The sequence below is a fragment of the Methylosinus sp. Ce-a6 genome (assembly GCF_009811655.1).
Taxonomy (GTDB): domain Bacteria; phylum Pseudomonadota; class Alphaproteobacteria; order Rhizobiales; family Beijerinckiaceae; genus Methylosinus.
In genome coordinates this window covers 1-21,224 of the sequence record NZ_BGJX01000005.1, presented here as the reverse complement: position 1 = coordinate 21,224, position 21,224 = coordinate 1, and the positions used below count along the sequence as shown (strand labels likewise).

Sequence of the window (21,224 nt, the reverse complement as noted above, 5' to 3'; positions counted from 1 at the left end):
GTTTCGTTCGATCGAGAGGCCCCTCGGTCCGTCGGCGCGTGAGCGCCGAGCGTTCGAACGAAAGTCGTTTCCGCATCCGGGCTAATCGAAACGCGGCTCGGGCGCGGCGCAAAATATGCTGCGGCGTTTCGCCGGAAGCCGCGAATTGCGCGGATAACGCGAGAAGGTGGGGCCATGACGAAAAACGAAGCGTCCTTTCAGGCCGGCGACAAATCCGTGAGCCTTCCGATCATGGAGGGCACGATCGGCCCCAGCGTCGCCGACATTCGCAAGCTCTACAACGACACGGGCATGTTCACCTATGACCCGGGCTTCACCTCGACGGCGAGCTGCGAGTCGAAGATCACCTATATCGACGGCGACGAGGGCGTGCTGCTCTATCGCGGCTATCCGATCGACCAGCTCGCCGAGCACGGCGACTTTCTCGAGACCTGCTATCTGCTGCTCTATGGCGAATTGCCGACGGCGACACAAAAGGCCGATTTCGACTATCGCATCACGCGCCACACCATGGTGCATGAGCAGATGGCGCGCTTCTTCCAGGGCTTCCGCCGCGACGCGCATCCGATGGCGGTGATGGTGGCGTCGGTCGGCGCGCTCTCGGCCTTCTATCACGACTCGACCAATATCGCCGATCCGGTCGAGCGCATGGTCGCCTCGACGCGCATGATCGCGAAGATTCCGACGCTCGCGGCCATGGCCTATAAATATTCGATCGGCCAGCCCTTCGTCTATCCGAAGAACGACCTCGACTATACGTCGAATTTCCTGCGCATGTGCTTCGCCGTGCCTTGCGAGGAATATAAGGTCAATCCGGTGATGTCGCGCGCGCTCGACCGCTTCTTCATCCTGCACGCCGACCACGAGCAGAACGCCTCCACCTCCACCGTGCGTCTCGCCGGCTCCTCGGGCGCCAATCCCTTCGCCTGCGTCGCGGCGGGCATCGCCTCGCTGTGGGGCCCGGCGCATGGCGGCGCCAATGAGGCGGTGCTGAAGATGCTCGCCGAGATCGGGACGCCGGAGCGCATTCCGATCTATGTCGCCAAGGCCAAGGACAAGAACGATCCGTTCCGCCTCATGGGCTTCGGCCATCGCGTCTACAAGAACTACGATCCGCGCGCGAAGATCATGCAGCGCACGACGCGCGAGGTCTTGGCCGAGCTCGGCGTCAAGGACGATCTGCTCGATGTGGCGATCGAGCTCGAGCGCATCGCGCTGCACGACGAATATTTCATCGAGAAGAAGCTCTATCCCAATATCGACTTCTATTCCGGCATCACGCTGAAGGCGATGGGCCTGCCGACGACCATGTTCACCGTGCTCTTCGCGGTGGCGCGCACGGTCGGCTGGATCGCGCAATGGAAGGAGATGATCGAGGATCCGGGCTCCAAGATCGGCCGTCCGCGCCAGCTCTACACGGGCGAGAAGCAGCGCGACTACCTGCCCATGTCGAAGCGCTGACAACCGTTTCCGTATGATCGGCTTCGCTTGACGCCCCGGCCGTCATTGCGAGCGAAGCGAAGCAATCGAGAGCCATGGGGCGGCTCTAGATTGCTTCGTCGCTCCGCTCCTCGCAATGACGACCTTGCGGAATGCGAAGCATTCATGCGGAAATCGTATGATCCTATCCTCAGCGGCCGTCGCGTCGAAGCGACGGCCGAAAATCATTGTGCGCGAACGCACAGCGTTCCAGCCCCGCTCCCGTCATTCTCCGCGCATGAACGGCAGGGAGGCGGAGATGATCGAGACGGGGTCCTATGAATTGCTCTCATTCGAGGAGGCGCTCGGCAGGCTGCGCTTCGATCGCGAGATCAGCCTCGGCCTCGTCGATCTCTCCTCTTTCCGCATCGCCTATTGCGCGCGCGATTTCGTCCATATCGGCGACATGGAGCTCCACCAATGGATGTGGCGCGACAAAATCGCCGGCCTCGTCGTCGACGGCGACATGTCGATCCACGGCGATCTCATGGACGATTCCTTCGACGGCGCGGCCGCTTTCGTGCTCGCGCGCGGCAATCTTCGCGCGCGCGCCGTGACGCTCGGCGGCGCGGAGGTCGTCGTGCGCGGCGATATGCGCGCGGAAGGCCCCGTCTTCAATAATTCGAGCGCCGGCCGCTGCGAGATCGGCGGCTCGCTCTACGCCAGCCATTTGGTGACGGACGATCATGCGACCGTCGTCGCCGGACGCGCGCCCACGCATTCCTTCGCGCTCGGCTATGTCGATCCGACGATGAGCGAGAAGCTACGCCCGGTGAACTCTTATCTGGACATTCTGACGCCCGAGGCGGCGGCGGAGTTGCTCGACGCGCGACGCGGCGCCGGGCCAAAGGTCGTCGTCCGCATTCTCACGGCGATTCGCGCCGGCCGCTCGGTCCTGCGCGACTGAACGCCAGGGCTCCGAACGTCGGAAGCGCGAGCGAGCCCGACTCGAAAAAGACATGTTCGTCGCCGCCAATGCCGACGTTCGCTTCTCGATTCGAGCTGCTTTTTCATCGACCCCGAGCGTTTTCGTCGCCCGCGTTTCATTCGCCGATTTTTTTAGCCCCGAGCGAATCGCAGCGTCGCGTCTCTGGCGATTCGCGTTTGATCGGATCATCGTCATGAGCGAGACGCCTCCGCCCCGCCAGCGGCCCAATCCCCCGCGCCCCCAGGCGCCGCCTGTGAACTCCGTCATCGCCGCCGCGGTGACGGCGCGCGATTTGGACGAGCGCCGCAAATTCGTATTAGAAGCCGAACGCGATCACAAGATCACGAAGCGGCAGACGAGACGAAGCGGGGGAAAACGATGGGGGCAGTGAACGACTTGCTGCGGAACGATTCGCCCCGGAACGAGGCGAGCGCCCCCGACGCTCGGCATTCATGGGACGAGGTCGAAGCGCGATATCGCGAGGAATGCGCGACGATGCTGCGCGACGCGCGTCGTCACTTCGCGCAGCGCGCGGCGCGCGAGCAGACGACGATCGAAAATGTGCTCGCCGTCTTCGAGCGCGATTTCGACGCCTGGCTCGATCGCGAGAGCCGCGGTATCTCCTCCCCCAAGCCGAGCCTCGCCACGTTGTTCGAGATCTGGCTGGAGCGTGGCGCGCGCCGTTTCGACTCCCAGGGCGCGTCGCCGGAAACGAGCCTGCGGCAGGAGGCTGCGGCCGAAGCGCAGGCGCTCGCGCTGCAGCAGCGGCTCGACGAGGAGAGCCGGCGCATTCAGGAATTGGAGCGCCGCCTCGCCGACGCCGAGAGCCGCGAAGGACGCCGCGCGACGGAGACAACGACCCCGCTCGCCGCCGCATCGCCCGCGCTCGCTGCGGCGGCGCCGGCGGCGCGACGCCCGCGCCGCGGCGCGGGCCTTTTCGCGACGCTCGTCATTCTCGCAGCGCTGTTCGGAGCGGCGCAATGGGCGCGACATTCGGAGGCGACGCCTCCAGAATTGCGCGCGGCGCTGGCGCGGCTCGACGGTTTCGCGGCCGAGGCGGAAACGCGCGCGCGCGCGGCGCTCGGCCGGCTCGCGGCGAGCCACGCCCGCGAGGACGCGCTCGAAACGCTTCTCGCCGAGAATAAGGAGCATGTGATCGCGCGAGCGGTCGCCGCCGATCCGCAACTCGCCCGCGCCAAGATCGAGGCGATCGCGCCGAGGCAAAATGAGCCCGTAACGACGCCGCCGCCGGAGCCACCGGCGCCGACGATCTCCGCCCTACCCGAGGCCGCGGCGCTCGAAACGCCGCCGACGCCCGCGCCGCAAGAGGAAGCCGAGCGGCTTCCCCCCGCCATCATCGGCGCGAAGCCCGCGGCCTTTCGAAGCTTCGACAATCGCGACATCACAGGGGCCGCCCTCGCCACTCTGCGCAAGCTCGATCAGCCCGCCTGCGTCGCCGCCTGCCGCAGCCGCGCCGATTGCGCCGGCTATTCCTTCGACCGATGGAATCGCATCTGCCGCTTGAAGACGAATATCGGCGCCTTCAGGCTCAATCCGCGCATGACGAGCGGATTGCGCGACGTCACACGCATTCCGCGCGCGCCCTCCGGCGCGCTCTCCATGGAGCGCTACCCGTCCAAGGCCTTTCCGGGCTCTGGCTACAAGACGACGACGGCGGAGGGGCCCGAAGCCTGCGAGACCGCCTGCCGCGAGGAGGAGGCCTGCGTCGCCTTCACCTTCCGTCTCGACGAAGGCGCCTGCCATATGTTCAAGACGACGGGAGAATATTTCTCGAATGAGCTCGCCGACAGCGGCGGCAAGCGCCAGGACTAGCCCGGAGTTTTTTTCATATCTCGATGAAATATGAAATTATTCCAACGATCGGGAAAATACTGTCAACCATGTTTCAAGAGCGACCTCGCCGCTCTACTCGTCTATCGCGATTCGCCGCAACCACATCCCCCATTTGGGGGATGCCTGTAGGTCAGAGCTCGGTTATTCACCAAGTGTTGCTCGATTTGTTCTTAGCGAGGGGAGGTCGCGGCGTCGAGCTTCGGCCTCCCCTCTTTTTTATTGCCGAAGCCCGAGCCGCCTTCTCAGCGCAGGACCAGCCTCGCCAGCAATGCCGTGAGCTCGCTCTGGCGGGACACGCCGGTCTTGGCGAAAACGCTCTTCAACACGGCGCGCGCCGTGCTTTCGGCTATGCCCAGCTTTTCGGCCGCGCCTTTCGGTGGGAGGCCCGTCCCGATGAGCGCGGCCAGGCGCGCTTCGCCCAGCGTCAATCCCAGCATGTCTCGCAAGAGCGCCGGATCGGCCATCGCCCCCGAATGCGGATCGATGACGAGCGCGATGGCGCGCGTTCGCATGAGGAAAGGGGCCAAATTCCTCAGTTCGGCGCCGTTCTCGGCGATCGGCAGCAGATAGACGGCGAGCGGACGCGCCGAACGCTCACGGCCGATCATCAATGGTTTCGGCGCGGAGCCCACATCCTCCGGCGCTCCGCGGACCATCCGTCGAATGGCGCTGTCGAGCGCGCGCCGGTCTTCCGCCGCGCTGGCCGAGAGACGGCCGTTCGCCAGCACGAGCCCATCGCCCAGCAGCAAGGAGGCCGCGGGATTGGTGAAGACGATGCGGCCGACGGAATCGAGCGCGAACACGCCGACGCCGACACGAGCGAGCGCATCGACGAGGCCGAGCTTGGAAAGCTCCGCGTCGAATAATTTCACGCTGAGACGCAGCGCCTGCTCGACGTGTCGGGCGAGGCGCGCGAGCGTCTCGAGCTCCGCATCGGCGAAGGGGTCTTTCGTTCGCGCGCGTTGAATGCTGACCCAGACCAGTATTTGCGGATCTGGCGAGAGCTTGGCGGAAGCGAGCCAGCGAAGGCCGTTGGAGGCGAGAAATTGCGTGTAGAAGGGATGCTCCTCGATCTCGCGAGGCGAAACGAGGTGCCGATCCGTCACGACGTCCAATTGCGCCAGCATGCTGTTTTCGGCGGCACAGCGCGCACGAATGTCGAGGTGCTGCCACTTCTCGTAGTCTTGGGCCATAGGCGCGAGCCCGGGGGAGAGAACCGTGCCGAAGCCGCCGTCGTCGCGCACCCACAGCAGATTGGCGCCGACGTCTCCGAACACCTCCGCCACGGCTTGGAGAGCTTGCGGCCAATTCGAAAATTCGACCGCGGCGCCGTAGATCGCTTCCACAGCCGCGAGGAATGCGTCGCCTCCGTCATCGCCCTGCGCCATCCGGCCTCCCGAAACTCTAAAACTCGCGTCGCCGCATAGATTGCAAGAATTGCGCTACAACCCGCGATCCGCGCGTCTCGCCGCCATACGGGCGAGCACGCGTTCGGCGGCGCGGGCGCTCGGGCTGCGGCCTTCCGCCAGCATGAGCGCGCGGACGCGGGCGAGGCCGGCCGTCTGCGCCGCGCGCGCCGCGCCGCCACGGATGAGCGGCTCCAGCGCCAGAGCCAGCCCCTGCGGCGTCGCCCGCCCTTGCAGGAACTCGGGAACCAGCCTTTCGCCGAGGACGAGATTGGGCAGCACGATGCTGTCCACGCTCACCAGCGCGCGCAGCGGCCATTCGACGGCCGCGACCTTATAGGCGACCGCCATGGGAACGCCGGCGAGCGCCAGCTCCAGCGTCGCCGCGCCCGATGCGACGAGCGCCGCGCGCGCCCGGCGAAACGCGGCCGGCTTCTCCTCTTGCGTCAGCAGTCGCGGAGGAGCCGCCCATGCCCCCAGATTTCGCTCGATCTCCTCGGCGACATGCGGCACGACCGGCAAAGCGAGATCGAAAGGAGGGCATCGTTCGCGCAGAAGCGCGAGCGCCTCGCCGAAGACCGGCGTCAGCCGCGCGACCTCGGCGCGGCGCGAGCCGGGGAGGACGAGGACGAGCGGCGGCTCCGCCTCGCGCGCCGCCAGATCGGCGGAGGACGGCGTGAGACTGTCGAGACAGTCGAGCAGCGGATGGCCGACATAGGAACAGGCGGGGCCGCCGAGCCGCTCATGCGCCGCCGGCTCGAAGGGCAGCAGCGCCAGCACCTCGTCGACATAGCGGCGCATCGCCCGCGCCCGGCCGGGCCGCCAGGCCCAGACGGTCGGGCTCACATAATCGACGATCGGCAGAGCCGGCCGCGCGCGACGCACCCGACGCGCGACGCGATGGGTGAAATCCGGCGCGTCGATCAGCACGAGGCAATCGGCCTCCGCCGCGAGCGCCGCCCGCGCCGTTCGCTCGATGCGCTCCAGCAAGAGCGGCAGACGGCGCAGCACCGGGACGAGACCCATGACGGCGATATCGGCGAGCGGAAACAGGCTCGCCAGCCCTTCGCGCGCCATCGCCTCGCCGCCGACGCCGGAAAAGCGCATGTCGGGCCGCTCGGCGCGCAGCGCGCGCATCAGCAGCACGCCCAGCAGATCGCCCGAGGCTTCCCCGGCGACGAGAAAGACATGGGGCGGCTTCTCCACCGGCCTACCCCCGCCCTGGACGTGGCGCGCAGAGCGGACGCGCCCGCTCGGCGCGCAGAAAGTCGAGCACGGCCTCGACATCCTCGACGCCAGCGAAATCCCGCGCGACCGCCTCGATCCGCTGCGCCAGCACTTGCGAGCCGGCCTGCGGCGGAAACAGCCTCCGGAACGCCTCGCGCAGCACGGCGAGGCGCGTATCGGCGAAGCCGCGCCGGCGCAGGCCGACGAGATTGAGCCCGAACAGATGCGCGCGATTGCCGCCCGCGAGGCCGAAGGGAACGAGATCGCCCTCGAGCCCCGAGAGCCCGGCGACGAAAGCCTGCGCGCCGATGCGGACGCGCTGATGCGCCACTGTCGCGCCGCCGATCGCCGCGTGATCGCCGATGCGCACATGGCCGCCGAGCAGCACATTGTTGGAAAGCACCACGCCATCGCCGATGCGGCAGTCATGGCCGACATGGGAATAGGCGAGGAAGGCGCAATCGTCGCCGATGCGCGTCTCGCCGCCGTCGGCCAAAGTCCCGGCGTTGATGGTGACGCCCTCGCGCACCAGACAGCGGCAGCCGATGACGAGCGCGCCCGTCTGCTCCCTCGACTTCAGATCCTGCGCCGGCGCGCCCAGCGAGGCGAAAGGATGGATTTCCGCATCCGCGCCGATGCGCGTGCGCCCCGAAAGGACGACATGCGAGACGAGGCGCGCCCGATCGCCGAGCTCGACCTCCATCCCTATGTGGCAGAAGGGGCCGACGACGACGCCCTCGCCGAGGCGCGCGCCGTCCTCGACGACGGCCGATGGATGGATGCGCGCGCTCGAGGTCATGAGGCCCGTCCGGGCGTGGCGGCGGCTCTCAGCCGCCGATCATCACGCTGAGCTCCGCCTCGCAGACGAGCGTCCCGTCGACCAGCGCCCGGCCGGCATACCAATAAATGTCGCGCTTGCGCGCCTTTTTGGTCATGTGCAGCTCGACGCGGTCTCCGGGCGTCACCGGGCGGCGGAACTTCGCTTTGTCGATCGTGGTGAAGAACACTTTGCGCGTCGAGCCGCGGGGCTGCGAACGCGCGGCGATGACGCCTGCCGTCTGCGCCATCGCCTCCACCAGCAGCACGCCCGGAAACACCGGATTCTCCGGAAAATGGCCCTGAAACTGCGGCTCGTTGAAAGTGACGTTCTTGATTCCGACGCCGCTCTCGTCGCCGCGAATATCGACGACGCGATCGACGAGAAGCAACGGATAGCGGTGCGGCAGCAGCTCCAAAATCTGGTGAACGCCAAGGGATTCCGGCGCTTGCGCCGAGGTTTCTTCGTTCATCTTCTTTCCTCCCCTGCGGGCCCGTTCGTCTCTTTCGCCGGGCCGTCTCTCATTGGTCGCGGCGTCACGCGCCGCTTTCGTTTTTCTCGCGTCGCGCCTTGCGGTCGAGCCACAGCTCGCCGCGCAAATGGCGACGCGCCGGACGCGCCGGAGCGCCGCTCCAGCGGGCGCCGGCCGGCACATCGCGCGTCACTCCGGATTTGGCGGCGATCTGCGCGCCTTCGCCGATGCCGAGATGGCCGCCGATGGCGGACTGGCCGCCCAGCGCCACGAAATCGCCGAGCTCGCAGGAGCCGGCGAGACCCGATTGCGCGACGATGACGCAGCCGCGCCCGATGACGACGTTGTGGCCGATCTGGACCAGATTGTCGATCTTTGTCCCCTCGCCGACGATGGTGTCGCGCGTCGCGCCACGGTCGATCGTCGTATTGGCGCCGATCTCGACGTCATCCTGCACGATGACGCGGCCGAGCTGCGGCGCTTTCACATGGCCTTGCCGAGACAGGGCGAAGCCGAAGCCGTCCTGCCCGAGCCGCGCGCCGGGATGGATGATCACCCGGTCGCCGACGAGCGCGCAGAGAATGCTCGCATTGGCGCCCACCGAGCAGTCGCGGCCGATGCGCACGTCCGGGCCGATCACGGCGTGCGAGCCGATGACGCTGCCCGAGCCGATTTCCGCGCCTGGACCGACGACGGCGCCCGGGTCGACGGTCACGCCCGGCTCGAGCCGCGCCGTCGGATGAATAATCGCGCCCGGCGAGACGCCGCTCGCCGCGAACAGCGACTGCGGTCTGAGGGAGTCGGGAAAGAGCCGCGCCATCACTTTGGCCATCGCTCTGTGCGGCTCGGAGGTCACGAGACCAATGACGCCGCTCGGCAGAGCGTCGAGATCGCGCTCGCGCAGGAGACAGGCGGTCGCGCGGCAGAGCCTCAGCGCCGCAGCGTAGCGTCTCTTGTCATAGAAGGCGAGCTCGCCCGGCCGCGCCAGATCGAGCGGGGCCACGCCGATGATGACCTCCGCCTCGCCCGAGCCGGTGGCGTGAATGCGCGCGCCCGCGATCTCGGCGGCCTCGCGCGGCGTCAGCGGCCGGTCGAGCCGGAAAAAACCAGCGGCGCTCATGCCGCGCACCTCCCCAATCGTCGCGCTCCGTCGCCGCGGGCGCGAAACAGGCGGAAGAGAACGGCCGCCGCCCGCCTGGGAACATCGGGGCGCTCTCGACAAAACAATCCCCGAGCAGCGGGTCTCGCCGCTCGGGGATCGCAAATTCCAGAGCGTTTCCAGCCGAAGTGGACGCCGGTTCGGCGATGGAAACGCGTCAAAACGAAAGCCGAGAATCTTTCCATGTTTCAATGAAGCATGGAAAGATTCTAGTCGCTGCGTCGTCGGCGCGCCAGCGGCGCGCGGTCAGAAATTCGTTCCGCCGGAGAAGCGGAAGCGCTGCGTCACGTCGCCATAGGCCTTGGACAGCACCACCGCATAGTCGAAGCGGATCGGCCCGAGCGGCGATTGCCACAGCGCCGAAGCGCCGACCGAGGAGCGGAGCTGCGCCGCATCGCCCGAGACGACGATACAGGTGCCCTGGCCGAAGGTCGGGGCCGCATAGGGATAGACGCAAGGCAGGTTCGGTATGCCGAACAGCGACTTGCTGAAGTTGGTCTGTCCCTTGTAGCCCCACAGGGTGCCGGCGTCGGCAAAGAGCGCGCCGCGCAGGCCGATATCCTTCGGCAGGCCCCAGATCGGGAACTGCACCTCGAGCGAGCCGCCGATGTAGTTGGTGCCGCCGAGCGAGTTGCCGCGCCAGCTGGTCCAATTGGAAATGTCGCGCGGGCCGAGGCCGCCCGGCGCGAAGCCGCGCACCAAGGTCGGACCGAGGTTGAAATTGTCCATCACCCGGAACTGATAGTCGCCGAGCGCGAACATATTGCCGCCCTGCACGCGGGCGATGCCGACGACATCGTCCACGAAGGGAATCTCGTGGAAGTAGCGCAGGTCGCCGGTCGTGCGCACATAGCGGCTGTTTCCGCCGAGACCGGCGATGTCCTGCGACAGCTGCGCATGGATGCCGTTCTTCGGATTACGGAAATTGTCGAGCGAATTATACGCCAGCGAATAGCCGATGAGCGAGGTGAGGCGCGAACCCTGCGATTCCTTGATGGCCAGCGACGCTTCGCCATTCGACTGGCAATTGTAGAGAACGTTGAGATCAGCCGGCGTCGGCGCGAAGACATAGCCGAAGCCCGGCGTATATCCCGGCAGCGGCGTCTGACAGTCGTTGTAGGGCCGCCTGCTGTCGTTGGGGATGGAGATCGTCGTGTTGTAGAGCGAATAGCGCGGCGAGAAGCTGATTTCCTCGGTGATCGGCACGCCGAAGCGCAGCGTGCCGCCGATCGAGGTGGTCGAGTAGTACGAGTAATAATAGGCGTCCGACTTTTTCGCGAAAAGATCGAAGCCCGCCGAGAAGCGCTGGTCGAGGAAATAAGGCTCGGTGAAGCTGAAGGACACGCCGCGGGCGCGCTGGCCGGCCTGCACCGACAGGCGCGTCGCCTGGCCGCGGCCGAGGAAGTTGCTCTCCGACACGGAGACTTCGCCGATGAAGCCCTCCGTCGTCGAATAGCCGCCCGACACGCCGAAATTGCCGGTCGCCTGATCCTCGACGTCGACATTGATGACGACGCGATCGGGCGCCGAGCCCGGCTCGTTGGTGACGCGGACCTTCTTGAAGAAGCCGAGGCCGTTGAGGCGACGCTCTGCGCGGTCGACCAGCACGCGATTGTAGGCGTCGCCCTCGCCGATGTCGAACTCGCGGCGGATCACATAGTCGCGCGTGCGCGTGTTGCCGCGGATGTTGATGCGCTCGACATAGACGCGCGGCCCCTCGTCCACGACGAAGCGGATCGCCACCGTCTGAGCGGCGGGATTGCGCTCGCCGCGCGGGCGCGCTTGGGAGAAGGCGTATCCCTTCCTGGCGATCTCGCGCGTCAGCGACTCGACCGTCTTCTCCACCGCGTCGCCATTATAGACGTCGCCGGGGGCAAGACGCAGATAGGGCTGCAGAGAAGCGGGATCGATGTCGGGCAGATGCGATTCCACATCCACGGCGGAGACGCGATATTGCGGCCCCTCCTCCACGACGACGGTGACGACATAACCGCCCTTGGCCGGGTCGAACACCGCGTCGGAGCTGACGACGTGGAAATCCGCGTAACCGTTCTTCAGATAGAATCGCCGCACCAATTCGAGGTCGGAGGCGATGCGGTCCGGATCATAGACGTCGCTCGTCTTGATGAAGGACAGGAGATTCATCTCCGTCGTCTCCATCAGATCGACGAGACGCCCCGTCGAAAAAACGTTGTTGCCGACGAATTTGATCTCCTTGACGCCGGTCTTGTCGCCCTCCTCCACGGTGAAGACGACGTCGATGCGCCCATTGGGCAGCTCGACCGTGCGATAGGCGACCTTGGCCGCGGCGCGGCCGGAGCGCTTGTAGATCTCGAGCAGGCGAGCGATATCCTGCTGGATCACCGTCTGATTGAACGAGCCGTGCGCGCGCGTGCGCACCTCGGAGGTCAGCGTCTCCGTCTTGACCTTGCTGTTGCCCTCGAAGACGACGCGATTGATGAGATTGCTCTCGGAGACGCGAATGACCACACGCCCCTTCTCGCGGCTGGCGCTCACACTGGCGAATCGGCCGCTGTTGCGCAGCGCTTCCACGCCCTTCTCGACCTCCTCCGGGCTCGTGCCGGAGAAATAGGAGCGGATCACGTCGGTGTCGCCGCGGGCGTTGCCGACGACGACGATGTCCTGCGCGAGAGATGGAAGAGAGAAACCGAGGACCGCCGATACGACGGCTGCCATGAGATAGGAACGATTCCGAAAAGCCTCGATGGACCGCATTGTCAATCCTACGTCCTCGTCGCGCCGTCGCCCGCCCGAAGGCGGCTGGGCTCACGAACTGGGACAACGCACGCACGCTACCGTACGCCGTCCGATCCGATGTTCACCTTCTACAAGGTTTACGGTTTACTGCAAATGCCGAAGGCGACGAGTTTCCTCGTTTTGCCCGGCTCGTTGCCGCGAAGCCACGTTTTATGGTCAGCGTCGCGTTAACGATGAAAACCCGCGACGGAAAGCCGCGAGTCGCCGATGAGCGATCCTCCCCAGAATGATGGCGAAAAGCGGTCCAAAACGCCAGGCCGAACGAATTCCCTTCGGATTTCCGTGGGAAGAGACACGGATGAGCGTTCAGTCGACGCCCGCGCCCGTCAGCCGACGCAAGAGCCGCGCGAGATCATTGTATGTGGAAAACACCATCAGCGTGCACACCATGGCGAGCCCGACGCGGAACGCGTATTCTTGCGTACGTTCGGCGAGCGCGCGGCCGCGCGCCGCCTCGATCACGTAGAAGAGCAGATGGCCGCCATCGAGCAGCGGCACCGGCGCGAGATTGAGCAGGCCGATCGAGATCGACAATATGGCGATGAGATTGAAGAGCGGGCCGACGCCCACCTTGTCGATCGCCTTCGCCATCTGGCCCGAGACTTGCGCGATGCCGATCGGACCGGACAATTGGTCCGACGCCTCGCGGCCGACGACGAGGCCGCCGAGATAGGAGGCGGTCCGCTCGACGATCGTCCATGTCTCGTCGACGGCGAGGACGAAGGACTGGCCGACATTATAGCGCTCCTCGCGCTGGTCGGCCGGATCGGAGCTCGCCTGCAGGCCGATCATGCCGATCTTGGCCTTGCCGAGCGCCGTCTCGATCTCCCGCAACTGGGGGGTGGCCAGCAGGCTCACATCCTCGCCGCCGCGGCGCACCACTATGGCGAGCGCCCTGCCGGTGGAGGAGGAGACGATCTCCTGCATCTTGCCGAAACTGTCGATCGGCTCGCCGTCTATGGTGAGGACAAGATCGCCGGGCTTGAAGCCCGCCAGTTCGGCCGCGCCGCCCGGCTGGACCGAGGCGACCTTCGGCAAAAGAATATTGCGCCCCAAGGAGGCGTAGAGAATGGTGAAAATGACGATCGCCAGCACGAAATTGGCGAGCGGCCCCGCCACCACGATCGCCGCCCGCTTCCACACCGACTGGCCGAAGAAGGTGAGCTTGCGCTCCTCCTCCGGCATCGCCTCTATGCGCTCGGGATCGGGCACGCTCGCGCCATTGGCGTCGCCATGGAATTTCACATAGCCGCCGAGCGGAATGGCCGCGAGGCGCCAGCGCGTGCCGTAGCGGTCGTCAAAGCCCCAGAGCTCCGGGCCGAAACCGATGGAAAAAGCGTCGATCTTCACGCCGCACCAACGGCCGACGAGGAAATGGCCGAGCTCGTGGAAGAACACCACCATCGTCAGCACGAAGACGAATGGGACGACGTAGATGAGGATCGTCATGAGCAAGTCCAGCAAAGCGATACTCCCGGCAAACGCTGCTCCCCGAGAGTCCGCCTTTCGGCCCTGCTCTCTTGGTTACTGAAGCGTTAACATGCCCGAAGCCCGGTTCATCGCCAAGGCGCCGCGCGATCTTTCTCTGACAATATGGTCAATGTCGAGGGCGTCCTCAACGCTCCCCGGCTCGCGCGCCGTGCCATCCTCGAGCGCGGCTTCCAGCGCATCCGCGACATGGCGGGCGATGCCGCTGAAACCGATGCGGCCGGCGAGGAAAGCCTCGACCGCGATCTCATTGGCGGCGTTGAGGACGGTCGGAAGCCCCCCGCCCGCCCGCATCGCCTCGAGCGCGAGGCCGAGCGCCGGAAAGCGCTCGAGATCCGGCTTCTCGAAAGTGAGCGCGCCGATGGCGACGAGATCGAGCCGCGGCGCCGGGGTCTCGACCCGCTCGGGATAGGCGAGGCAATGGGCGATCGGCACGCGCATGTCGGGACGGGCGAGCCCCGCCGTGACCGAGCCGTCGGAAAAGCTCACGAGCCCGTGGACGATGGATTGCGGATGCACGATCACGTCGAGCTTTTCCGCCGGCACGCCGAAAATATGATGCGCCTCGATGAGCTCGAGCCCTTTGTTCATCAATGTGGCCGAGTCGATCGTGTTCTTCGGGCCCATCGCCCAATTGGGATGGTTGAGCGCCTGCTCCACCGTCGCCGCCTCGATCGCCTCTCTGGTCCAGGTGCGGAACGGCCCGCCCGAGGCGGTGATGGTCATTTTCTCGATTTTCGAGACGTCCTCGCCGCCGAGCGCCTGGAAGATCGCATTATGCTCGCTGTCGATCGGCAGCAGACGGGCGCTCCTCTCATGCGCCGTGCGCATGAACGGCGCGCCGGCGCAGACGAGACACTCCTTATTGGCGAGAGCGACGTCGCGCCCGAGCGCAAGAGCGGCGTGGGTCGGCTCGACGCCGGCGGCGCCGACAATGGCCGAAACCACGAGATCGGCCTCGCGAGTCGCAGCCTCGATCACCGCCTCGCGCCCGGCCGCGACCTGGATGTTCGTGCCGGATAGCGCCTCCTTCAGCGCCGCATAGCCCTCTTCGTCACGGATGGCGACGAATTCCGCCTTCACCGCGATCGCCGTGCGGGCGAGAGCCGCATGGTCGCGCCCGCCCGCGATCGCCGCGACGGAAAACCCTTCCGGGTCGCGCGTCAAAAGATCGACCGTCGAGCGGCCGATCGATCCCGTCGCCCCGAGCAGAACGATGCGCTTCGGCCGCGCGCCGCGCGCCCGAGTGACAAACTGCTCCGATCCCGCCCCTGTCGCCATATGCCGCCTACCAGATGAAAATTCCGGCGGCCAGGGACTCCTGACCGCGCAATCCGCCGAGCATCGCCGCAAAGGCGCTCGCAAAGATGAAGCCGTCGACGCGATCCATCACGCCGCCGTGGCCGGGAATCAAATGGCTCGAATCCTTGACGCCGAAACGCCGCTTGATCCAGGATTCGAAGAGATCGCCCGCCTGCGCCAGCGCCGCCGCGACCAGTCCGACGCCGAACAGCGACAGGGTGGCCGCGGCGCTCCAGCGACTGAAATGGACCACGGCGACGCCCGCGAGCGCGCCGCTGGCGACCCCGACGAGCGTTCCCGACCAGGTCTTGCCCGGCGAGACGCGCGGCCAGAGCTTCGGTCCGCCGATGAGCCGCCCGCCGAAATAGGCCATCACATCGGTTCCCCAGACGACGGCGAACAGCCAGGCGATGGAGATCGCGCCATAGCCGGGCGAATGGCGCAGCATGTTGGTGGAGACGATCAGCGAGCCGGCGTAGAGCAGCCCGGCCGGCGCCCAGAGCCTGCGTCCGGGCCCCGCCAGGATCGCGAGAATGATCGAGAAGAAGCCGAGCGACGCCAGCGCGAGCGGGCCGCCGCCATGGGCGGCGAAGGCTGTCGCCGCGGCCAGCGAGGCGCCGCCCAGGGCGAATCGGGCGAGCGCCAATTCGCCGCCGACGATGCTCTGCCATTCCCAGGACACGGCGAAGCCGGCGAGCAGCCAGAACAGCGCGAAAGCGTCGCCGCCGACATAGAGCGCGACGAGGGCGGTGGCGATCAGCGTCGCCGCCGAGCCGATGCGCGGACCGAGATCCCCGAATCGCGCGCCCTTGTCGCCGGCGATGGCGCCGCCCGGCCGTGAAGGTTCTCTCATGAGGCGGTCTTCGCCCTGCAGTCGCCGGGCGCCAAGCCGCCGAAGCGCCGATCCCGCTGCGCGTAGTCGTCGATCGCCGCCTCGAAGTCGGCCCGGCTGAAATCCGGCCAATGAACCGGCACGAACAGCAATTCCGCATAGGCGGCCTGCCACAGCATGAAATTGGACAGCCTCTGTTCGCCGCTCGTGCGGATGATGAGGTCCGGGTCCGGGATATCCGCCGTGTCGAGCCGCCGGGCAATCGCCTCCGTGTCTATGTCCTGCGGACGCAGCCGGCCGGCCGCGACCTCCTCGGCGAGAGCGCGGGCCGCCGCCGTTATCTCCTGACGCGCGCCGTAATTGAAGGCGACGACGAGCGTGAGGCCGGTGTTGGCCTCGGTCGTCTGCTCGGCCTCCAGCAGCAGCGCGGAGATCTCGGGGGCGAGACCCTCGCGCTCGCCGATCACCTTCACGCGCACATTATTGGCCTGCAGCTCCGCCAAATCGTTGCGGATGAAGCGATGCAGCAGCGCGAGCAGGCTCTGCACCTCCTCGGGCGGACGCGACCAGTTCTCCACGGAAAAGGAATAGACGGTCAGATAATCGATCCCGAATTCGATCGCCGCGCGCACCGTCTTGCGCAAGGCGTCGACGCCGCGTCTGTGGCCCTCGAACCGCGGCAACCCCCGCGCCGCCGCCCAGCGGCCATTGCCGTCCATGATCAAAGCGACATGACGCGGCGCGGAAGATCGCGGCGCCAGGGCCGGCGCTCCCAACTCCAATATTCCACCATCTCCCATGTTTTTTTTCCGCGATCCTCGAGGCTCGAACCGGACCAACCGGCTCTTCGCGACAAATCGATTGAAAAATCAAACCTGCATGATCTCTTTTTCTTTTTGCGTGAGCGCGGCGTCGACCTCGCGCACCGCCTCGTCGGTGGCCTTCTGGACCTCGCTCTCGTGCCGCTTGGCGTCGTCCTCCGGCAGAGCGTGATCCTTGAGCAGCTTCTTCAATGTGTCGAGCCCGTCGCGCCGCACATGGCGCACGGAGACGCGCGCGTCCTCGGCGTATTTATGCGCGACCTTCACCAGCTCCTTGCGGCGCTGCTCATTGAGCTCCGGCGTGCGAATGCGCAGCACCTGGCCCTCGACCGTCGGCGAGAGGCCGAGATTCGAATCGCGAATCGCCTTGTCGACGGCGGAGACGAGGCCCTTGTCCCATACTTGCACCGCGAGCATGCGCGGCTCCGGCACGCTGATCGTCGCGACCTGGTTGAGCGGCGTCGCCTGTCCATAGGCCTCGACGTGAATCGGCTCCAGCAGGCTCGCCGAGGCGCGCCCGGTGCGAAGCCCGCCGAGCTCGTGCTTGAGCGTCGCCAGCGCGCCCTGCATGCGGCGCTTCAGTTCGGGCAGATCGAAAGTCTGGGCCATAGGAAACTTTGCCTATTCGTGAAGTCTGTCGGTTCGAGCGAGCGGGCCGCGCCGGCTCGGGGTCCAAGTCTCATAGAACATAATCGGCCGAGGCGGAAATCCGCGCGCCATCGAGGCGTCGTCCTTTTCAGGGAACGATGCGAAACGTCGCCCCTCTTCAGGGAACGACATGGGTGGCCCGTCCTCGTCCTTCCAGCACTGCGCGGATCGCGCCCTCCTCGGCGATGGAAAAGACGATTATGGGAATCTTGTTCTCGCGAGCAAGAGCAAAGGCGGCGGTGTCCATCACGGCGAGGCTCCTGGCGATCGCCTCGTCATGGGTGAGCTGCTCGTAGCGCCGCGCGGAAGGATCGCGCTTGGGGTCGGCCGTATAGACGCCGTCCACCTGGGTCGCCTTCAGCACCGCATCGGCCGAGAGCTCGGCGGCGCGCACGACGGCGGGGGTGTCGGTGGTGAAGAAGGGCAGGCCCGTGCCGCCGGCCGCGATGACGACGCGGCCCTTGGCGAGATGATGCAGCGCCGCGCGGCGCGAATAGGATTCGCAGAGCGAGGGCATGGGGACCGCCGACAGCGCCCGCGCCTGACGGCCCTGCGCCTCGATCGCCTGCTCGAGCGCGAGGCCGTTCATCACGGTCGCGAGCATGCCGATCGAATCGGCGCGCGCGCGCTCTATGCCTTTGTCGGCGCCCTGAATGCCGCGAAAGAAATTGCCGCCGCCGACGACGACGGCGATCTGCGCGCCGAGCTCGGCCGAGGAAGCGAGATCTTTGGCGATCCGCTCCAATGTCGGCGCGTGCAGGCCATGCGGCGCGTCGCCCATCAGCGCCTCGCCCGAGAGCTTGACGACGACCCTCTTCCATTTCGGCGGGTTCGACGGATCCGTCATCGGCGCCTTTCTCTGGCTGGTCGACCTTGGTTCGACCTTAATAGGAAACCGCCGCCGCCTGGGCAAGACTACAGGCTCCGACTACAGGCTCCGAGGCTCGAGCGCGCGCCGCTCGCGCGAGCGGTCAGAGGCCGCCGACGAATTCGTCGATCGCGCGAAAGAAGGACGGCGCGTCGCGGCGCGGAAACTGCGCGAGACGACGCAAGGCCGCGAGACGGCGCGGCGAATCGGCGTCGCGATAGGCGAGAACGGCGTCGCGCCAGCCCGGCCCGTCGAGCGGATCGACATAATCGAGCGCCTCGCCGGCGATCTCGCGAAAAGTCTCTATGTCGGAGGCGATGACCGGCGCGCCGCAGGCCGCCGCCTCGGCGACCGGCAGGCCGAATCCTTCCGCGAAGGAAGGCGCGAGCGCGGCCCGCGCGCCGGCGAGCAACGCGCGCAGCGCCGGCGTCGACAGGCCGGAGACTTCGACGACATGCGGCCGCAGCGCCTCGCAGCGCTCCAGCATGTCGAGCACATTCTCATTGTGCCAGCCGCGCTTGCCGACGAGGACGAGCTTGGGCGTCGCCCGCCCCTCCCGCTCGGCGAGCTCGCGCCAGACATTGAGCAGCAGCAGATGATTCTTGCGCGGCTCGATGGTCCCGCAGAGCACGAAATAGGTTTTGTCGGCGAGGCGCGGATCGATGGCGGCGGCCGTCTCGAAGACGGGCGCGACCGGCAGGCCGGCGAGGCGGAGGGGCAGATCGGCCCTGCCCTGCTCCCGAGAAAAATCCGCGACGCGGCGCGCGACCGCGCGTGAGCCCACGACGACTCCCGCGGCGCGGCGCGTGATATTGCGCATGGCGGCGCGATGCTTGTCCCGTTCGGCCGGGCGAAAGAACTCCGGCGCCTCGAGCGGCAGCAGATCATGGACGAAGAAGACGGGCTTCACATCGGGCCGCGCGTCGAGCCAGCGCGAATGCCAATCCTTGTCGAGGGGAAACTGGCTGGCGTTGACATAGATCGCGCCCTTCGGCGCCGTCGAGGTCGGCCTTCCGATGCGAAAGGCCCAACGCCGCATGGCGCGCCAATTCTCGGGAATCGCGCCCCATCCCCTCCTGCGCACCCGCGCCGCGCCGCCGCGCGCGGGCGCCTCCGCGAGCGCGGCGACGAGAGTCTCGAACACGGCGTCCTCGCGCGGGTCGAGGAATTCGTTCCAATAGGTCTCTATATCGGCGAGCGTGCGCAGCGCCTCTTGCGCCGAGGCCAGCCGCGGCCCGAGCGCCGCGCAGGCGAGCGCGACGCTCCCCTCTCCGCCCATGGTGAGAAAATGGCGCGCCAGGGCGAAATCGACGCGATCGATGCCATTGGGCGTCGGATTGAGCGCGCGCGTCACGAGACGCGTGACGTCATAGACGATCGGCCGCGACAGGCCCCCGGCGCCGGCGGTCATTTGCGACACCGCTCGCCTCGCTCGCGGCATCGCCAATGGTCGATGACGTCGTTCGATTCGCGAATCGCCCGCTCGCCCTCCTTGGCGAGACATTCGCGATAGCGGAACACCGAGGCGATATAGGCCTCGACGTCGCGTCCGCAGGCCTCGGTCGGCCGGCCCGGCGTGAAGACGCAAGCCGGCTGTCCCGGCTGCACGCAGAGCGTGAAGCCCGCGGAGGCCTGCGAGAAAGCCGGCGCGGGAAAAGCGGCGCCCGCCGCCGCCGTCGCGGCGAGAATGCCGAGACGAAACAGCGCGCGCCCACGAGCCCCGCGCGGACGCCGATCGATGATCATCCGACGCTCGTCGAGAGAAGAAGCTGCGCGAAGGATTGCCTTGTTGCGGGCCGGCGCGCAAGAGCGGGAGCGCGGCGCTACTCGCCGGGCGCGCCGCTCGGCGCGCGGCGCGCGTCCCGCGGCGCGCGATGCTTGTCGACGGCGCGCGCGCCGAACCATTCGATCGCGTCGACGAGCGCGTGACGATAGGGGCGCGAGCGATAGCCGAGCTCGCGACGCGCCTTGGAGTCGTCGAAGAACATGGTCGTCGCCGACAGGCGAAGGCTCTCGACATTGAGGAAAGGCTCGCGGCCGGTGACGCGCGCCAAGGCCTCGTTGACATGGGCCATCGGCCAGAGCGGCCAGCGCGGCAGCTTCACGAGCGGCGGACGGCGGCCGCTGAGGCGCGCGACCTCGGCGAGCAATTGCGAGAGCTCGACATTCTCGCCGCCGAGAATATAGCGTTCGCCGATGCGCCCTTGGCGCAGAGCGGCGAGATGGCCGGCGGCGACGTCGGCCACATGGACGACGGCGAGGCCGGTGTCCACATAGGCCGGCATATTGCCGCGCATCGCCTCGAGAATGATGCGTCCGGTCGGCGTCGGCCGCACGTCGCCGGGGCCGAGCGGCGCGGAAGGATTGACGATGACCGCCGGCAGAGCATGGCGCTCGATCATCTCCTCGACCAGACGCTCGGAGAGAAGCTTGCTGCGCTTATAGGCGCCGAGCCGGTCGCAGACCTCGAGCCGCCGCGTCTCGTCGCAGAGACCGGAGGCGTCGGGCGCGAGCGTCGCGACGCTGCTCGTATGGACGATGCGCTCGACGCCGGCGCGCAACGCCTCCTCCATGACGATGCGGGTCCCCTCCAGATTGGTGCGCATCACGATGCGGGGATCGGGTGCCCAGAGACGATAGTCGGCGGCGACATGGAAGAGATAGCGCGCGCCGGAGAGCGCAGCGCGCAGGCTCTCACGGTCGGTGACATCGCCTTCGAAAATCTCAAAGTGAGGGCGGAGATTGGCGCGCGGGCTCGTCGGCCGCACGAAAGCGCGCACGCAAAACCCCTGCTCATGCAGCAGGCCCGCGACGGCCCCTCCGATGAAACCGCTCGCGCCTGTGACGAGGGCGATGTCGCGCGTGTCGCTCGTCATGGGCAAAGCGCCGATAGGCTCCGCTGCGCAGGCGCGGGGGGCGCCGCTCTCTCGAGACATCTGGGGCGTGAGGCTCGAAAGGCAAGGCCCGCCGCCTGCCGCCCGAGCACTGGGCGAGCGCCCTTCTGCGCGCCGTCGCCGCCGAATATGTCGCGAGTCGCCAAGACCGGGCCTGTCGTCGCGATCCGCCGCCTCAGCCGGCGGAGGCGCCGTGGAGCTCGCTGTCGAGCTCCTGCGCGGCGTCGGCCGGGGGGGCGTCGGCGGAGCGG

At 67.1% G+C, this 21,224-nt stretch carries 19 protein-coding genes; 4 read left to right on the top strand and 15 right to left on the bottom strand.

The features are described from left to right. Positions 1–174 precede the first annotated feature (174 nt). The 4 genes from gltA (at position 175) to Mspo_RS04825 (ending at position 4,240) form a co-directional block, all read left to right on the top strand. Positions 175–1,461 (top strand): citrate synthase, encoded by a 1,287-nt coding sequence (gltA, locus tag Mspo_RS04840; protein WP_159727392.1) that lies wholly within the window; start codon positions 175–177, stop codon positions 1,459–1,461. A gap of 277 nt (positions 1,462–1,738) precedes the next feature. Continuing rightward, positions 1,739–2,386, top strand: a complete 648-nt coding sequence (locus tag Mspo_RS04835) for a hypothetical protein (protein WP_159727390.1) — start codon at positions 1,739–1,741, stop codon at positions 2,384–2,386. 214 nt (positions 2,387–2,600) lie between these two features. Further along, a complete protein-coding gene (locus Mspo_RS04830) occupies positions 2,601–2,798 on the top strand; it encodes a hypothetical protein (protein WP_159727388.1) in 198 nt (65 codons plus the stop codon). Between the two features lie 104 nt (positions 2,799–2,902). Continuing rightward, positions 2,903–4,240, top strand: coding sequence for a PAN domain-containing protein (locus Mspo_RS04825; RefSeq protein WP_159727386.1), 1,338 nt, complete (start codon positions 2,903–2,905; stop codon positions 4,238–4,240). A 263-nt stretch (positions 4,241–4,503) separates the two neighbouring features. Here the strand turns inward: Mspo_RS04825 and Mspo_RS04820 are convergent, their stop codons facing one another. The 15 genes from Mspo_RS04820 to hpnA form a co-directional block, all read right to left on the bottom strand. Then, positions 4,504–5,649: a helix-turn-helix transcriptional regulator gene (locus Mspo_RS04820; RefSeq protein WP_159727384.1), complete on the bottom strand. Its 1,146-nt coding sequence runs from the start codon at positions 5,647–5,649 to the stop codon at positions 4,504–4,506. Between the two features lie 54 nt (positions 5,650–5,703). Next, positions 5,704–6,873, bottom strand: a complete 1,170-nt coding sequence (lpxB, locus tag Mspo_RS04815; RefSeq protein ID WP_256366344.1) for a lipid-A-disaccharide synthase — start codon at positions 6,871–6,873, stop codon at positions 5,704–5,706. A gap of 4 nt (positions 6,874–6,877) precedes the next feature. Then, complete coding sequence (gene lpxA / locus Mspo_RS04810; RefSeq protein ID WP_159727380.1) at positions 6,878–7,693, bottom strand: acyl-ACP--UDP-N-acetylglucosamine O-acyltransferase; 816 nt, start codon at positions 7,691–7,693, stop codon at positions 6,878–6,880. A gap of 28 nt (positions 7,694–7,721) precedes the next feature. Further along, entirely contained in the window at positions 7,722–8,183 is a 462-nt protein-coding gene (fabZ, locus tag Mspo_RS04805) for a 3-hydroxyacyl-ACP dehydratase FabZ (RefSeq protein ID WP_159727378.1), read from the bottom strand. A gap of 64 nt (positions 8,184–8,247) precedes the next feature. Then, positions 8,248–9,303, bottom strand: coding sequence for a UDP-3-O-(3-hydroxymyristoyl)glucosamine N-acyltransferase (gene lpxD / locus Mspo_RS04800; protein ID WP_159727376.1), 1,056 nt, complete (start codon positions 9,301–9,303; stop codon positions 8,248–8,250). Between the two features lie 285 nt (positions 9,304–9,588). Further along, a complete protein-coding gene (gene bamA / locus Mspo_RS04795; RefSeq protein ID WP_159727374.1) occupies positions 9,589–12,078 on the bottom strand; it encodes an outer membrane protein assembly factor BamA in 2,490 nt (829 codons plus the stop codon). Between the two features lie 348 nt (positions 12,079–12,426). Next, on the bottom strand, positions 12,427–13,569 hold the full coding sequence (gene rseP / locus Mspo_RS04790; RefSeq protein WP_201281634.1) for an RIP metalloprotease RseP: 1,143 nt from the start codon (positions 13,567–13,569) through the stop codon (positions 12,427–12,429). A 75-nt stretch (positions 13,570–13,644) separates the two neighbouring features. Beyond that, entirely contained in the window at positions 13,645–14,889 is a 1,245-nt protein-coding gene (dxr, locus tag Mspo_RS04785; protein ID WP_159727370.1) for a 1-deoxy-D-xylulose-5-phosphate reductoisomerase, read from the bottom strand. 7 nt (positions 14,890–14,896) lie between these two features. Beyond that, entirely contained in the window at positions 14,897–15,763 is an 867-nt protein-coding gene (locus Mspo_RS04780) for a CDP-archaeol synthase (RefSeq protein WP_159727368.1), read from the bottom strand. Continuing rightward, positions 15,760–16,542, bottom strand: a complete 783-nt coding sequence (locus Mspo_RS04775) for an isoprenyl transferase (protein ID WP_159727366.1) — start codon at positions 16,540–16,542, stop codon at positions 15,760–15,762. The genes Mspo_RS04780 and Mspo_RS04775 overlap by 4 nt, the downstream gene beginning before the upstream one ends. Positions 16,543–16,611: 69 nt before the next feature. Continuing rightward, a complete protein-coding gene (frr, locus tag Mspo_RS04770; RefSeq protein WP_159727364.1) occupies positions 16,612–17,172 on the bottom strand; it encodes a ribosome recycling factor in 561 nt (186 codons plus the stop codon). Positions 17,173–17,329: 157 nt separating this feature from the next. Then, on the bottom strand, positions 17,330–18,058 hold the full coding sequence (pyrH, locus tag Mspo_RS04765) for a UMP kinase (RefSeq protein ID WP_159727362.1): 729 nt from the start codon (positions 18,056–18,058) through the stop codon (positions 17,330–17,332). 124 nt (positions 18,059–18,182) lie between these two features. Beyond that, positions 18,183–19,490 carry a glycosyltransferase family 1 protein gene (locus tag Mspo_RS04760; RefSeq protein WP_159727681.1) on the bottom strand — a complete coding sequence of 436 codons (1,308 nt, stop codon included), beginning with the start codon at positions 19,488–19,490 and terminating at the stop codon, positions 18,183–18,185. After that, complete coding sequence (locus Mspo_RS04755) at positions 19,487–19,825, bottom strand: hypothetical protein (RefSeq protein WP_159727360.1); 339 nt, start codon at positions 19,823–19,825, stop codon at positions 19,487–19,489. Before Mspo_RS04755 ends, Mspo_RS04760 begins: the two co-directional genes overlap by 4 nt. A 77-nt stretch (positions 19,826–19,902) precedes the next feature. Then, entirely contained in the window at positions 19,903–20,955 is a 1,053-nt protein-coding gene (hpnA, locus tag Mspo_RS04750) for a hopanoid-associated sugar epimerase (RefSeq protein ID WP_159727358.1), read from the bottom strand. Positions 20,956–21,224: the final 269 nt, after the last annotated feature.

What these genes read in the sequence shown, in the direction of transcription:
- dxr (WP_159727370.1), bottom strand. Translation starts at nt 14,889, where the DNA reads ATGGCGACAGGGGCGGGATCGGAGCAGTTTGTCACTCGGGCGCGCGGC.
- lpxD (WP_159727376.1), bottom strand. Translation starts at nt 9,303, where the DNA reads ATGAGCGCCGCTGGTTTTTTCCGGCTCGACCGGCCGCTGACGCCGCGC.
- frr (WP_159727364.1), bottom strand. Translation starts at nt 17,172, where the DNA reads ATGGCCCAGACTTTCGATCTGCCCGAACTGAAGCGCCGCATGCAGGGC.
- Mspo_RS04825 (WP_159727386.1), top strand. Translation starts at nt 2,903, where the DNA reads ATGCTGCGCGACGCGCGTCGTCACTTCGCGCAGCGCGCGGCGCGCGAG.
- bamA (WP_159727374.1), bottom strand. Translation starts at nt 12,078, where the DNA reads ATGCGGTCCATCGAGGCTTTTCGGAATCGTTCCTATCTCATGGCAGCC.
- Mspo_RS04835 (WP_159727390.1), top strand. Translation starts at nt 1,739, where the DNA reads ATGATCGAGACGGGGTCCTATGAATTGCTCTCATTCGAGGAGGCGCTC.
- Mspo_RS04755 (WP_159727360.1), bottom strand. Translation starts at nt 19,825, where the DNA reads ATGATCATCGATCGGCGTCCGCGCGGGGCTCGTGGGCGCGCGCTGTTT.
- rseP (WP_201281634.1), bottom strand. Translation starts at nt 13,569, where the DNA reads ATGACGATCCTCATCTACGTCGTCCCATTCGTCTTCGTGCTGACGATG.
- pyrH (WP_159727362.1), bottom strand. Translation starts at nt 18,058, where the DNA reads ATGACGGATCCGTCGAACCCGCCGAAATGGAAGAGGGTCGTCGTCAAG.
- Mspo_RS04780 (WP_159727368.1), bottom strand. Translation starts at nt 15,763, where the DNA reads ATGAGAGAACCTTCACGGCCGGGCGGCGCCATCGCCGGCGACAAGGGC.
- Mspo_RS04820 (WP_159727384.1), bottom strand. Translation starts at nt 5,649, where the DNA reads ATGGCGCAGGGCGATGACGGAGGCGACGCATTCCTCGCGGCTGTGGAA.
- gltA (WP_159727392.1), top strand. Translation starts at nt 175, where the DNA reads ATGACGAAAAACGAAGCGTCCTTTCAGGCCGGCGACAAATCCGTGAGC.
- Mspo_RS04760 (WP_159727681.1), bottom strand. Translation starts at nt 19,490, where the DNA reads ATGACCGCCGGCGCCGGGGGCCTGTCGCGGCCGATCGTCTATGACGTC.
- hpnA (WP_159727358.1), bottom strand. Translation starts at nt 20,955, where the DNA reads ATGACGAGCGACACGCGCGACATCGCCCTCGTCACAGGCGCGAGCGGT.
- Mspo_RS04775 (WP_159727366.1), bottom strand. Translation starts at nt 16,542, where the DNA reads ATGGGAGATGGTGGAATATTGGAGTTGGGAGCGCCGGCCCTGGCGCCG.
- lpxA (WP_159727380.1), bottom strand. Translation starts at nt 7,693, where the DNA reads ATGACCTCGAGCGCGCGCATCCATCCATCGGCCGTCGTCGAGGACGGC.
- Mspo_RS04830 (WP_159727388.1), top strand. Translation starts at nt 2,601, where the DNA reads ATGAGCGAGACGCCTCCGCCCCGCCAGCGGCCCAATCCCCCGCGCCCC.
- fabZ (WP_159727378.1), bottom strand. Translation starts at nt 8,183, where the DNA reads ATGAACGAAGAAACCTCGGCGCAAGCGCCGGAATCCCTTGGCGTTCAC.